The organism is Achromobacter sp. CSND-B12 (genome assembly GCF_052906545.1).
In genome coordinates, this window is record NZ_JBREGJ010000001.1 from 5,803,558 (window position 1) to 5,817,283 (window position 13,726).

The window sequence follows — 13,726 nt, forward strand, 5'->3', positions numbered from 1 at the left end:
CTTTCCGCGCAGCGCGCCTTGAACGATCGGACGGCGCGAAAGCGCGACGCCGCGCCGATGTGGAAAAACGCCCCGGCAGGAGATTCCCGCCGGGGCGTTTTGCATCAGGGCGGCGCTTCAGTTCGCCGCCGGGGCGGCCCGCAGCAGCCGCAAGCCGTTGGCCACCACCAGCAGGCTGGCGCCGACGTCGGCGAACACCGCCATCCACAGCGTGGCGTTGCCGGTCATCGCCAGCGCCAGGAACACCACCTTGATGCCGAGCGCCAGCGCGATGTTCTGCACCAGCACGCGGTGGGTGGCGCGCGACAGGCGCAGGAAGGTGCCGATCTTGCGCAGGTCGTCGTCCATCAGCGCCACGTCGGCCGTTTCGATGGCGGTGCCGGTGCCGGCCGCGCCCATGGCGAAGCCGATATCGGCGCGGGCCAGGGCCGGGGCGTCGTTGATGCCGTCGCCGACCATGCCGACCTTGCCCGACGGCGCCAGCTTGCTTTCGATGGCGGCCAGCTTGTCCTCCGGCAGCTGGTCGCCGCGCGCTTCGTCGATGCCGACCTGGCGCGCGATGGCTTGCGCGGTGGGCGTGTTGTCGCCCGTCAGCATCAGGGTGCGCACGCCCAGCGCGTGCAGGTCGGCGATGGCGGCCGCGCTGGTGGGCTTGACCGTGTCGGCCACCGCCGCCAGCGCCAGCACGCGCTGGCCATCGCTGAGCGCGATAGCGCTCTTGCCCTGCTGTTCCAGTTCGTCGAAGCGGGCTTCCAGCTTTTCGTCCGACACGCCCAGCTCGCGCATCAGGCGGCGGTTGCCCAACTGGAACAGCACGCCGTCCACCTTGCCGCTGACGCCGCGGCCGGGCAGGGCGGTGAAGTCGTCCACTTCCAGCAGGGCCTGGCCGGCGTCGCGCGCGGCGTTGGCCACGGCCAGCGAGACCGGGTGGTCGGAGCGGGCCGCCAGGCTGGCGGCGACCTGCGCCGCGGGCTGGCGCGCCAGGTCGGAGACGTCCCAGTCCTGCAGGTCGGTCTGCACCGGCTTGCCGTGGGTCAGCGTACCGGTCTTGTCCAGCGCCAGCCACTTCAGGTTGCGGCCTTCCTCCAGGTACACGCCGCCCTTGACCAGGATGCCGCGGCGCGAGGCCGCCGTCAGGCCACTGACGATGCTGACCGGCGTGGAGATCACCAGGGCGCAGGGGCAGGCGATGATCAGCAGCGCCAGGGCGCGATAGATCGCGTCGAACCAGGGCTGCGCCCACAGCAGCGGCGGCAGCACTGCCACCAGCAGCGCCACGCCGACCACGGCGGGCGTGTAGATGCGCGAGAAACGGTCGATGAAGCGCTGGGTTGGCGCGCGCGCGCCCTGGGCCTGTTCGACCGCGTGGATGATGCGCGCCAGCGTGGTGTTGCCCGCCGCCGCGGTGACCCGGTAGTCGAACGAGCCGGCCGCGTTGACGGTGGCCGCGTAGACCTGGTCGCCCTCGGCCTTTTCCACCGGCAGGCTTTCGCCGGTGATGGGGGACTGGTCCACCGCCGAACGGCCGCTGACGATGATGCCGTCGGCGGCGATGCGTTCGCCCGGTCGCACCCGCACCACGTCGTCGATCTGCAGTTGCGCCGCCGGCACCGATTGCCAGCCGCCGTCGGCCTGGCGCACGGTGGCGGTTTCGGGCGCCAGGTCGAGCAGGCCGCGGATGGCGTTGCGGGCGCGGTCCAGAGAACGGGCCTCGATCAGTTCGGCCACATTGAACAGGAACATCACCATGGCCGCTTCCGGCCACTGGCCGATCAGCACCGCGCCGGTGACGGCAATGCTCATCAGCGCGTTGATGTTCAGGTTGCCGTTGCGCACGGCGATCCAGCCCTTGCGGTAGGTGCTGATGCCGCAGGCCAGGATGGCGGCCACCGCCAGCGCGGCGGTGACGCCCCAGTGCATGCCGGCGAAGTGCGACGCTTCGGACAGCGCGGCCAGCACGCCGGCGCCGCCGATGGCCCACCAGTTCACGGGCGCGGCGGCCGGGGCCGGCGTGCGCGGCGCGTCGTCGGCCAAAGGCTCGGGTGTCATGCCCAGCGACTTGATGGCCGCCGTGATGCGGTCCAGCGCGCCTTCGGCGTGCACCACGGTCAGGATGCGTTGCATCAGGTTGAAGTCCAGCGCGTGCACGCCGGCGACGCCGTCGAGCTTCTTGCGGATCAGCGTTTCCTCGGTGGGGCAGTCCATCTGGCCGATGCGCAGGCGCGCCAGCAACTGGCCCGGGCCGGCCTGCAGCGCGGCGGCGCCGCCCGACATGCGGATGGCGCCGGCGTCGTGGCTGCAGCAGGCCGTGGCGGCGTGGCCATGCCCATGGTCGTGATCGTGGCGGTGGTCGTGACCTTGACCATGGTCGTGATCGTGGCCTTGGGCCTGGCCATGGTCGTGGCCGCAGCCCGGGCCGGCGCGCTTGGCGGCGGGCGCGTGTCCACCGCAGCAGGCGCCGGCGGTGGCGGAGTGTTCGGGGTGTCGGGTCGATGCTGAAGACATTCTCGTTGCCTTTTCGTAAGCCATTGACCGCATTGCACACCTTGGAGTTACTATAGGGTCAACCCCCTAAATCCATCGGATGCGTCCGGGAGGCACGATGCGTATCGGCGAATTGGCTACGGCGGCCGGCACCACGGTCGAAACCGTCAGGTATTACGAGAAGGAAGGGCTGCTGCCCGCCCCGGAACGGGGACTGAACAACTACCGCAGCTACGGCCAGCCCCACCTGGAGCGCCTGCGGCTGATCCGCAACTGCCGCGCGCTGGACATGACGCAGGACGAGATCCGCGCCATCCTGTCGCTGGCCGACAATCACCAGGCAGGATGTGGCCCCATTAATGAACTGTTCGATGAGCACATCTCCCACGTGGACGAGCGCATCGCCGAGCTGACCCAGTTGAAGACGCAATTGACCGATCTGCGCCAGCGCTGCCTGTCGGCGCGGCCCGACGCGGAAGACTGCGGCATCCTGCACGGCCTGTCGGAAATGCAGGTCGAGGAACGCCAGGAACGCCATACCCACCTCGGTTGAATCCGCCAGTCGCCATGCGCCGGGCAGGGGGATAGCCGTCCCCCGCGCGGCCATGGCGTAATATGAGAACCCTTCTCTTTCCCATTTGGGAAGCCGCCAGAATTCCGTAACTTGTGCCTGACTCCATGACCCAGACCACCACCGCCACGCCCCTGCACGCCATCACCTCGCGCCGTTCCGTCAAGTTCCTGCGGGCGCCGGCGCCCAAGCCCGACGAACTCGAACAGATCCTGCAGGCCGCCATGTCGGCCCCCGACCACGGTGCGCTGCGTCCCTGGCGTTTCGTGGTGATCAAAGGCGAGGCCATCGGCAAGCTGGCCGACGTGGCGCTGGAAGCCGTCAAGCGCAGCGGCGATCCGCGCATGACGCCGGAAAAGGAAAAGTCGGTGCGCGAGTGGATGGCCGGCGTGCCGCTATTCGTCGCCGTGGCGCAGAAGATCGCCCACGACAACACCAAGATCCCCGAGGCCGAGCAGCTGCTGGCCACTGGCTGCGCCACCATGAACATCCTGAACGCCGCCCACATGCTGGGCTACGGCGCGTTCTGGAGCACCGGCATCGGCACCTACGTCGAAGACGTGCAGGCGGCGCTGGGCCTGGATTCGCTCGACTACCGCTTCCTCGGCTTCCTGGCGATCGGCACCCCGGCGTGCGCGGTGCCGCCGGCCAACCGCCCGGACTACCGCGAGTTCGTCACCGAGTGGACCGGTCCGGCCTGAGGCGCGTCGTGGCGCAAAAAAAACCGGCTTCTGGCCGGTTTTTTTGCGTGCGTCGCTTACCGTTGCGACGCGATGGGCCGGAAGGCCGCGCGCACGAGTTTCTCCAGGCCCCAGCCCACGGCATAGAAGAGGGCCAGCGTCGGCAGCCCGATCAGCAGGTAGCCGCCGACCCAGGACAGCTCACCGAGCTGCCGGTCCAGGTTCAGTTCGTGCAGCAGCGCAAGCTGCAAGGCCAATGGCAATTGCAGCAGCACGAAGCGGCCCTTGTCGTCGCCGTCGGCCGACAGTGCGCCGGCGATGCAGAGGATGACGATGGCGAGGTAAAGCGCGGCAAACACGATGCCGGTCCAGCTGAACCCTTTCGAGGCAGTCAATCGAGGCACGTCGGTTTCCAGGGGAATCGGAAGCCGCAAGTATAGAGGTCGGCCAGATGCGGTCCAGCGAGCCAAGCCGCCCAGCCAAGCCACCGAGCCACGACACCGAGCCACGACACCGAGCCAGGCCGACGTTGCTCGCCATCCGGCTGTACCGGGCAGGCTTGCGCGGCCACCAATAAATGACAATAATTCTTATTGTTGATTAGCCCGCCCTCCCATTCCCTCCATGTCCCATCCTGCGCAGCCGACGCCGCACACCGCCGCCCAGCTGTACGAGGCCCATCATCCGTGGTTGCTGGAATGGCTGCGTCGCCGGCTGGGTTGCCGCCATGATGCCGCCGATCTGGCGCACGACACTTTCGTGCGGGTACTGGCCGGCCGCCCGACCGAGCCGATCCACGAACCCCGCGCGTTCCTGACCACGCTGGCGCAACGCACGCTGTACACGTTCTGGCGCCGCCGCGAACTCGAGCGCGCCTATCTTGACAGCCTCGAGGCCCTGCCGCATGCCAGCGTTCCCAGCGAAGAGCAGCGCGCCTTGGTGGTCGAGGCCCTGATGCAGATCGACCGGGCCTTGCAGCGCCTGCCGGCGCGCGTCCGGCAGATCTTTCTCCTGAGCCAGTTGCACGAGCTGACCTATCCGCAGATCGCCGAACGCCTTGGCGTATCCGCCATCACCGTCCGCCGCGGCATGAAGCAGGCCATCACGCTGTGCGTGGCGGCGCGCCTGGCCGCATGAGCGTGCCCGCGCTGCCGGCCGTCGTCGAGGCCGCGGTCGACTGGATGGTGCTGCTGTCGTCGGGCGAGGCGGCCGAGGCCGATCGCGTCCGCTTCGAGGCCTGGCTCCATGCCGATCCCCGTCACGCCGCCGCCTGGGAGGCGGTTGCCGGCGCCGTCACAACCACTTTTGCGCCGCTGGGCGACGGCGCCTCGATCCAGGCCGCGGGCGCGGCGCTGCTGGCGCCGGTCTCGCGACGCCGCGCGCTGCGCAATGCCCTGCTGCTGGTGCTGGCGGCCGGCGGGCTCGCTGCACTGGCCGACCGCCAGACGCCGTTGCGGACCCTGGCCGCCGACCTGCGCACCGGGACGGGCGAACGCCACACCTATCCGCTGCCGGACGGCAGCGAAGTCACGCTGAACGCGCGTTCAGCCGTCGACCTGGCGTTCGACGGCCGCGCCCGCGTGCTGCGGCTGCGCGCGGGCGCGGTGTACGTGCGGGTCGCGGCCGACGCCGCGCGGCCCTTCATCGTCGCCAGTCCCGATGGCGAGGTGCAGGCGCTGGGCACGGTGTTCGGCGTGGCGCGCGACGAGCAGGGCAGCGTCGCCTGTGTGATCGAGCACAGCGTCCAAGTCCGCGCGGCGGGCCAGCGGCGCGTCCTGGCGGCGGGAGAGGGCGCGCGCTTCGGGGCGGATGGCATCGGCGCGCCGGATGCCGCGCTGGCCGAAACCGCGGCCTGGCGCGACGGCATGCTGGTGGTGCGCGACCAGCCGCTGGGCGCGGTGGTGGCGGCGTTGCGGCCTTACCGGCGCGGCTTCCTGCGCATTTCACCCGAGGCCGCGCGGTTGCGGGTGCTGGGCGCCTTTCCGCTGGACGATACCGACCGCGTGCTGGAATCCCTGCGCCAGACCCTGCCGATCGAGGTCGGCGGGCTGGGCGGCTGGCTCGTCAGCATCGACCTGCGCGCCGATGCCGCCGAAAAAAAATGATCGCTTGCGGCGGGCTCGCTGGACATACCTCCTGAAGCACCCCCTTGTCGCAGGAGATTCCATGTTCCCCGTTCGTCCCGCGCCGCAGCTGGCGGCCGCGTTCCTCATTGCCCTGGCCGCGCCGGCCGCTATCGCCCAGGCGCAGGCGGGCGCCCAATCGGGCGCGTCCCTGGCGCAGCGCTACGATCTGCCCGCCGCGCCGCTGGCCGAGACCCTGACCCGCATCGCGCGCCAGAGCGGCCGCGCGGTGTCGGTCGATCCGGCGCTGGTGGCGGGCCGCCAGGCGCCAGCCGTGGCCGGCACCTACACGACCGAGCAGGCCTTGCGCCAGGCGCTGGCGGGCAGCGGCCTGGAACTGCGCATCACCGCCAACGGCACCTTCAGCGCGCGGCCCCTGCCGCAGACGGGCGGGGCGGCCCTGCTGGAGCCGGTGCGCGTGACCGGCGCGGCGGAATCGGCCACAGGCCCGCTGCATGGCTACGCCGCCCATGTCAGCGCCACCGGCACCAAGACCGATACGCCCATCATCGAGACGCCGCAGTCGATCACGGTGGTCGGCGCCGAGGAAATCGAGACGCTCAAGGCGCAGAGCCTGCAGGACGCGTTGGGCTACGTGGCGGGCGTGAGCCGCGCCGAGGGCCAGGACCGCACGTCCGACAGCCTGTTCCTGCGCGGCTTTCGCGGCACCCAGGGCAGCTACTATCGCGATGGCACGCTGTACACCGTGAACATCTACAACGGACGGCAGGAACTGTACGGGCTGGAACGGGTCGAGTTCCTCAAGGGCGCGGCCTCGGTGCTCTACGGCGCGGCGCCGCCGGGGGGCGTCATCAATACGGTCAGCAAGCGTCCCACCACCGAGCCGTTGCATGAACTGAATGTCGAGGCGGGCAACTTCCGCCGCAAGCAGATCTCCGGCGACTTCGGCGGCGCGCTCGATGACGAGGGAAAATGGTCGTACCGCCTGACCGCCCTGAAGCGCGACAGCGATACCTTCATCGATCACGTGCCGGACGATCGGACCTACGTGGCCCCGGCCCTCAAGTGGCAACCCAGCGACGCCACTTCGCTGACCCTGCTGGCGGAGTACCAGGAGGACCGCACGGTCTACGTCTACGGCCTGCCTGGCCAGGGCACGGTGCTGCCCAATCCCAATGGCAGGATTCCGCGCAATCGCTTCACGGGCGAACCGGGCTTCGACAAGTTCATCATGAAGCGCTATTCGATCGGCTACCTGTTCGAACACGCGTTCACGGACCAGTTCAAGCTGCGCAACAGCGTGCGCTACTTCCACGCGGACAGCACTTATTTCTCCACCGACATCTGGCAGTTGCAGGCCGACCAGCGCCACACCGCCGATCGCGGCGCGATGCCGCGCTGGGACCGGTCTTCGGCGGTTGTGGCCGATACATCGCTGCAGTACGACGCCACCACCGGCCCGCTGCGCCACACGCTGCTGGCGGGCCTGGACTACTCGCTGCCCAGACACGAGACCGAGCGCTACCTGCGCGGCAACACCAACATCGATCTCTATGACCCCGTCTATGGCGTCCCGCTGGGACCGACTACGCCGTTCCCGTGGTCGTCCTCGAGAACCGACATGAAGCGCCTGGGGGTCTACCTGCAGGATCAGGTCAAGATCGCCGATAAGTGGGTGCTGCTGCTGGGCGGCCGCCACGATTGGGTCACGGTCAACGAACGCAATTTCTTCACCGGCGAAAAGATCGCGGACGACGAAAAGAGCCAGGCCTTCACCGGCCGCGCCGGTGTCGTCTATCTGGCCGACAACGGCCTGGCGCCGTTCCTGAGCTACAGCGAATCGTTCGAGCCGACCAGCGGCCAGGATCGCCAGGGCAGCCGCTTCAAGCCCACCACCGGCGAGCAGTACGAAGCCGGGCTGCGTTACCAGCCGGCCGGGTCGGACACCATGCTGTCGGCGGCGGTGTACCAACTGACGCGCAAGAACGTGAACGTGGCCGACCCGTTCGATACCAACTACGAGATCCAGGCCGGCCAGGCGCGCACCCGCGGGCTGGAGCTGGAGGCGCGCACCCGCGTCGGCCGCCACGCCAACCTGATCGCCGCCTATGCCTACACCGATGCGCGCACCCTCAAGGCCAGCCCGCTGCAACCGGACGAGGTCGGCAAGCGCCTGAACTCGGTGCCGTTCAACCAGTTCTCGGTCTGGGGCGACTACGGCTTCGGCGCCTTCGGCCTGCCGGGGCTGCGGGTCGGCGCGGGGGTGCGCTACGTCGGCAGCACGCGCGGCCTGGCGCATGGCACGGCGGTCGAGGTGCCGTCCTTCACGCTGTTCGATGCCATGGTGAGTTACACCACCGGGCCGTGGAAATTCGCGCTCAACGCCACCAACCTGGCCGACAAGACCTACATCGGCAGTTGCACCTACGGTTGCTTTTATGGCGAGCCGCGGCGGGTGATCGGCACGGCGACCTATCGCTGGTAAAACCGGACGGGCAGGAGGGGGAAAACCTCCCGCCGCGCGCGCCGGCCGGTCCTGGGCCTGTGCGGCGAGCGAGGCCTGGCGCGGCCCCTGTCTCGGGGCCGCGCCCTGTGCTACTCTGGCTCCCGGCCGTGCATGTTTATCCCTTTGCACAGGCCGACGATGGCAATGTCCGAGGTCACCCCCCTGGGCAGTGTCTTGGTAAGAAGAATGCGCATGACACGATCAAGCGTGGAGACAATTCATGAGCCAATATGGGCCGCTGAAGTTGCACGTCCCCGAGCCTACCGGGCGTCCGGGTTGCAAGACCGACTTTTCCTACCTGCGCCTGTCGCCGCCCGGCGAGGTGCCCAAACCCCCCATTGATGTCGCCGCGATCGACACCGGCAGCCTGGCCTACAGCCTGGTGCGGGTCATCGACGACGACGGCCGCGCCGTCGGCCCGTGGGCGCCGGAGATCAGCGACGAGCTGCTGCGCCGAGGCATGCGCACCATGCTCAAGACGCGTATCTTCGACGGCCGCATGCTGACCGCCCAGCGCAAGAAGAAGATCTCCTTCTACATGCAGAGCCTGGGCGAAGAGGCCATCGGCTCGGCCCATGCGCTGGCGCTGGAGCAGGGCGACATGTGTTTCCCGACCTACCGCCAGCAGAGCATCCTGCTGGCGCGCGACGTGTCGCTGGTGACCATGATGTGCCAGCTCATGTCCAACGAGCGCGACCCGCTCAAGGGGCGCCAGCTGCCGGTCATGTATTCCGACCGCGAGAACGGCTTCTTCACCATCTCGGGCAACCTGGCCACGCAGTTCATCCAGGCGGTGGGCTGGGGCATGGCCTCGGCCATCAAGGGCGACACGCGTATCGCATCGGGCTGGATCGGCGACGGCGCCACCGCCGAGGCGGACTTCCATACCGCGCTGACCTTCGCGCACGTGTACCGCGCGCCGGTGATCCTGAACGTGGTCAACAACCAGTGGGCCATCTCGACCTTCCAGGCCATCGCCGGGGGCGAGGGCGCCACCTTCGCCGGCCGCGGCGTGGGCTGCGGCATCGCCTCGCTGCGGGTCGACGGCAACGATTTCCTGGCGGTCTACGCCGCCTCGCGCTGGGCCGCCGAGCGCGCGCGCAGCAACCTCGGCCCCACCCTGATCGAATGGGTGACCTACCGCGCGGGCCCGCACTCCACCTCTGACGACCCCTCCAAGTACCGCCCCGGCGACGACTGGAGCCACTTCCCGCTGGGCGACCCGATCGAGCGCTTCAAGAAGCACCTGATCCTGCGCGGCATCTGGTCCGAGGCCGAGCACGACGCGGTGCGCGCCGAGCTCGACGCCGAGATCCAGGCGGCGCAGAAGGAAGCGGAAAGCTACGGCACCCTGGTGGACGGCCACGTCCCCAGCGCCGCCAGCATCTTTGAAGACGTCTACAAGGACATGCCGGAGCACCTGCGCCGGCAACGTCAGCAGCTCGGAGTGTGAGTCATGGCTATCGATAACAATGCTGGTCCGGCGTCCGCGCCGATGACCATGATCCAGGCTTTGCGCTCGGCCATGGATGTGATGCTGGAGCGCGACGGCAACGTGGTGGTGTTCGGCCAGGACGTGGGCTATTTCGGCGGCGTGTTCCGCTGCACCGAGGGCCTGCAGGCCAAGTACGGCAGCTCGCGCGTGTTCGACACGCCGATCTCCGAAGGCGGCATCGTCGGCGTGGCGGTGGGCATGGGCGCCTACGGCCTGCGGCCGGTGTGCGAGATCCAGTTCGCCGACTATTTCTATCCGGCCTCCGACCAGATCGTGTCGGAAGCGGCGCGCCTGCGCTACCGCTCGGTGGGCGAATTCATCGCGCCCATGACCATCCGCATGCCTTGCGGCGGCGGCATCTACGGCGGCCAGACCCACAGCCAGAGCCCCGAGGCGATGTTCACCCAAGTGTGCGGGCTGCGCACGGTGATGCCGTCCAACCCCTACGACGCCAAGGGCCTGCTGATCGCGTCCATCGAGAACGACGATCCGGTCATCTTCCTGGAGCCTAAACGCCTGTACAACGGTCCGTTCGACGGCCACCACGACCGTCCCGTGACGCCGTGGACCGGACGCCCGGGCAGCGTGGTGCCGACCGGCTACTACACCGTGCCGCTGGACACCGCCGCCATCGTGCGGCCCGGCAACGCGCTGACGGTGCTGACCTACGGCACCACGGTGCACGTGTCGCTGACCGCGGCCGAGGAAACCGGCATCGACGCCGAGGTCATCGACCTGCGCAGCCTGTGGCCGCTGGATCTGGAGACCATCGTCAACTCGGTCAGGAAGACCGGCCGCTGCGTCGTGGTGCATGAAGCCACGCGCACCTGCGGCTATGGCGCCGAGCTGATCGCGCTGGTGCAAGAACACTGCTTCCATCACCTCGAAGCGCCCGTCGAGCGCGTGACCGGTTGGGACACTCCGTATCCGCACGCGCAGGAATGGGCGTATTTCCCCGGCCCGCGCCGGGTCGGCGAAGCGTTCAAGCGCGCGATGGAGGTGTGAGATGGGTATTCATGTCATCAAGATGCCCGACATCGGCGAAGGCATTGCCGAGGTCGAACTGGTGGGCTGGCACGTCAAGGTGGGCGACACGGTCGCCGAGGACCAGCCGCTGGCCGACGTCATGACCGACAAGGCCACGGTCGAGATCCCGTCGCCCGTGGTCGGTCGCGTGGTCGCGCTGGGCGGGGAAGTCGGCCAGGTGATGGCCGTGGGCGGCGAATTGATCCGCCTGGAAGTGGAAGGCGAAGGCAACGTCAAGGGTGACGTGGCGGCGCAGAAACCGCAGGCCGCGCCCGCGCCGGCGGCAAGCGCGCCGGCCGCCGCGCCGACGCCGGCCAAGGCCGACAAGACCCCGGCCGGCGGCGTTGCCGGCCAGATCGCCGCGTCGCTGCAACCTGCCGCCGCCGCGCCGCAAGCGCCATCCGCGCCGCCCAGCCGTCCGGCCGCCGCGCGCCAGTCCCCCGCCGCGGCCCGCCAACCCGGCGAGAAGCCGCTGGCCTCGCCGGCGGTGCGCAAGCGCGCCTGGGACCTGGGCATCGAGCTGCGCTACGTGCACGGCAGCGGCCCGGCCGGCCGCGTCATGCACGAGGACCTGGACGCCTATCTGCAAGGGCAGGGCGCGGTCACCGCCGCGCGCGGCCCGGCCTACGCCGAGCGCAACGACGAAGAGCAGGTGCCGGTGATCGGCCTGCGCCGCAAGATCGCGCAGAAGATGGCCGAGTCCAAGCGCCGCATTCCGCACTTCAGCTACGTGGAGGAAATCGACGTCACCGAGCTCGAGGACCTGCGCGCCAGCCTGAACGCGAAGTTCGGCGAGTCGCGCGGCAAGCTGACGCTGCTGCCGCTGCTGGCGCGCGCCATGGTGATCGCCCTGCGCGACTTCCCGCAGATCAACGCCCGCTATGACGACGAGGCCGGCCAGGTGACGCGCTATGGCGCGGTGCACATCGGCATCGCCACGCAGAGCGACGGCGGCCTGATGGTGCCGGTGATGCGCCACGCCGAAACCCGCGACCTGTGGTCGATGGCGGCCGAGATCGGCCGGCTGGCGCAGGCGGTGCGCGCCGGCAGCGCCGGACGCGACGAGCTGTCCGGCTCGACCATCACCATCACCAGCCTGGGGCCGCTGGGCGGCATCGTCACCACGCCGGTCATCAACCATCCCGAGGTCGGCATCGTGGGCGTGAACCGCATCGTCGAGCGGCCGGCCTTCCGCAATGGCGCCGTGGTGGCGCGCAAACTGATGAACCTGTCGTCCTCGTTCGACCACCGCGTGGTCGACGGCATGGACGCGGCCCGCTTCATCCAGGCCGTGCGCGCGCTGCTGGAACAACCCGCGCTGCTTTTCGTGGAGTAAGCATGAGCCAGACTACCAAGACGACAACCCTGCTGGTGATCGGCGGCGGGCCTGGCGGCTACGTGGCCGCGATCCGCGCCGGGCAACTGGGCGTGCCCACCATCCTGGTCGAGGGCGACCGGCTGGGCGGCACCTGCCTGAACATCGGCTGCATTCCATCCAAGGCGCTGATCCACGCGGCCGAGGAATTCGACAAGGCGCGGCACTACGCCGGCCAGTCGGCGCTGGGCATCTCGGTGTCGGCGCCCGCCATCGACATTGGCCGCACCGTGGCCTGGAAGGACGGCATCGTCGGCAAGCTGACCGGCGGCGTCGGCGCGCTGCTCAAGAAGAACGGCGTGCAGGTGGTGCAGGGCTGGGCCAGCCTGCTGGACGGCAAGACCGTCGAGGTCGAGAGCGCCGACGGCAGCCGCCAGCGCATCCAGTGCGAGCACCTGCTGCTGGCGGCCGGCTCCGAGCCGACGCCGCTGCCGTCGGTGCCGTTCGGCGGCATGGTGGTGTCCTCGACCGAGGCGCTGTCGCCGGCCGACATCCCGAAGAAGCTGGTGGTGGTGGGCGGCGGCTACATCGGCCTGGAACTGGGCACGGTGTACCGCAAGCTGGGCGCCGAGGTGGCCGTGGTCGAGGCGCAGGACCGCATCCTGCCGACCTATGACGCCGAGCTGACCAAGCCCGTGGCCGCCGCGCTGGCCAGGCTGGGCGTCGAACTGCACCTGGGCCGCAAGGTGCTGGGGCTGAATGGCGCAGGCACGGCGGTGCGGATCCAGGATGCCAGCGGCGCCGAGACCGCGCTGCCGGCCGACCGGGTGCTGATCGCCGTCGGCCGGCGTCCGCGCACGCAGGGCTGGGGCCTGGAAAATCTGCAGCTTGACCGCAAGGGCAACGCGCTGCGCATCGACGACCAGTGCCGCACCTCCATGCGCGACGTCTGGGCCATTGGCGACCTCGCCGGCGAGCCGATGCTGGCGCACCGCGCCATGGCGCAGGGCGAGATGGTGGCCGAGCTGGTGGCGGGCAAGCGCCGCCACTTCCAGCCGGCCGCGATCCCGGCGGTGTGCTTCACCGATCCCGAAGTCGTGGTGGCCGGCCTGTCGCCGGCCGAGGCCGAGGCGGCCGGGCTGGACTGCCTGGCGGCCTCGTTCCCGTTCGCCGCCAACGGCCGCGCCATGACGCTGGAATCCACCGACGGGTTCGTGCGGGTGGTGGCGCGCCGCGACAACCACCTGATCGTGGGTTGGCAGGCGGTGGGGCGCGGGGTGTCGGAACTGTCGACGGCGTTCGGCCAGTCGCTCGAAATGGGCGCGACGCTGGAGGACGTGGCGGGCACGATCCACGCCCATCCGACCCTGGGCGAAGCGGTGCAGGAAGCCGCGCTCAAGGCGCTGGGGCACGCGCTGCACATCTAGAAGCTGTCGCGGCGTATCCGGAGCCGTGGTGGTGGGCATCCTGCTCGCCGCCGCGGCTTTTTCCTGTGTGGGCCCGTTTGCCGGACGGCATGGGTTGCCCGTGATGCACGCAGGACACGCGGCGCGGCACGCGCGTTC

Annotated in this window: 11 protein-coding genes; 9 read left to right on the forward strand and 2 right to left on the reverse strand. The window is 69.6% G+C overall.

The annotated features are described in order from the left end of the window. Positions 1-117 precede the first annotated feature (117 nt). A complete protein-coding gene (locus tag ACUTAG_RS27310; protein WP_262352217.1) occupies positions 118-2,505 on the reverse strand; it encodes a heavy metal translocating P-type ATPase in 2,388 nt (795 codons plus the stop codon). Positions 2,506-2,602: 97 nt separating this feature from the next. Between ACUTAG_RS27310 and cadR the strand changes: the two genes are divergently transcribed. After that, positions 2,603-3,037: a Cd(II)/Pb(II)-responsive transcriptional regulator gene (cadR, locus tag ACUTAG_RS27315; RefSeq protein ID WP_006386392.1), complete on the forward strand. Its 435-nt coding sequence runs from the start codon at positions 2,603-2,605 to the stop codon at positions 3,035-3,037. A 125-nt stretch (positions 3,038-3,162) separates the two neighbouring features. After that, positions 3,163-3,756 carry a nitroreductase family protein gene (locus tag ACUTAG_RS27320; protein WP_054518264.1) on the forward strand — a complete coding sequence of 198 codons (594 nt, stop codon included), beginning with the start codon at positions 3,163-3,165 and terminating at the stop codon, positions 3,754-3,756. A gap of 56 nt (positions 3,757-3,812) precedes the next feature. On the opposite strand, the gene ACUTAG_RS27325 is transcribed toward ACUTAG_RS27320, so the two are convergent. Beyond that, positions 3,813-4,139 carry a hypothetical protein gene (locus ACUTAG_RS27325; RefSeq protein ID WP_148316860.1) on the reverse strand — a complete coding sequence of 109 codons (327 nt, stop codon included), beginning with the start codon at positions 4,137-4,139 and terminating at the stop codon, positions 3,813-3,815. Positions 4,140-4,359: 220 nt separating this feature from the next. Here ACUTAG_RS27325 and ACUTAG_RS27330 point away from each other — a divergent pair, with 220 nt between their 5' ends. The 7 genes from ACUTAG_RS27330 (at position 4,360) to lpdA (ending at position 13,588) form a co-directional block, all read left to right on the forward strand. Continuing rightward, positions 4,360-4,872: a sigma-70 family RNA polymerase sigma factor gene (locus tag ACUTAG_RS27330; protein WP_006386389.1), complete on the forward strand. Its 513-nt coding sequence runs from the start codon at positions 4,360-4,362 to the stop codon at positions 4,870-4,872. Beyond that, positions 4,869-5,840, forward strand: a complete 972-nt coding sequence (locus tag ACUTAG_RS27335) for a FecR family protein (RefSeq protein ID WP_262352218.1) — start codon at positions 4,869-4,871, stop codon at positions 5,838-5,840. The genes ACUTAG_RS27330 and ACUTAG_RS27335 overlap by 4 nt, the downstream gene beginning before the upstream one ends. Positions 5,841-5,901: 61 nt before the next feature. Next, positions 5,902-8,304: a TonB-dependent siderophore receptor gene (locus ACUTAG_RS27340; RefSeq protein ID WP_446650403.1), complete on the forward strand. Its 2,403-nt coding sequence runs from the start codon at positions 5,902-5,904 to the stop codon at positions 8,302-8,304. Positions 8,305-8,545: 241 nt separating this feature from the next. Next, a complete protein-coding gene (locus ACUTAG_RS27345; protein ID WP_054432036.1) occupies positions 8,546-9,778 on the forward strand; it encodes a 3-methyl-2-oxobutanoate dehydrogenase (2-methylpropanoyl-transferring) subunit alpha in 1,233 nt (410 codons plus the stop codon). A 3-nt stretch (positions 9,779-9,781) separates the two neighbouring features. After that, the gene (locus ACUTAG_RS27350; RefSeq protein ID WP_020927269.1) at positions 9,782-10,825 is read left to right on the forward strand and encodes an alpha-ketoacid dehydrogenase subunit beta; all 1,044 of its coding nucleotides are present in this window, start codon (positions 9,782-9,784) and stop codon (positions 10,823-10,825) included. Between the two features lies 1 nt (position 10,826). Further along, on the forward strand, positions 10,827-12,182 hold the full coding sequence (locus ACUTAG_RS27355; RefSeq protein ID WP_238876482.1) for a dihydrolipoamide acetyltransferase family protein: 1,356 nt from the start codon (positions 10,827-10,829) through the stop codon (positions 12,180-12,182). A 2-nt stretch (positions 12,183-12,184) separates the two neighbouring features. Beyond that, the gene (gene lpdA / locus ACUTAG_RS27360) at positions 12,185-13,588 is read left to right on the forward strand and encodes a dihydrolipoyl dehydrogenase (protein ID WP_116793309.1); all 1,404 of its coding nucleotides are present in this window, start codon (positions 12,185-12,187) and stop codon (positions 13,586-13,588) included. Positions 13,589-13,726: the final 138 nt, after the last annotated feature.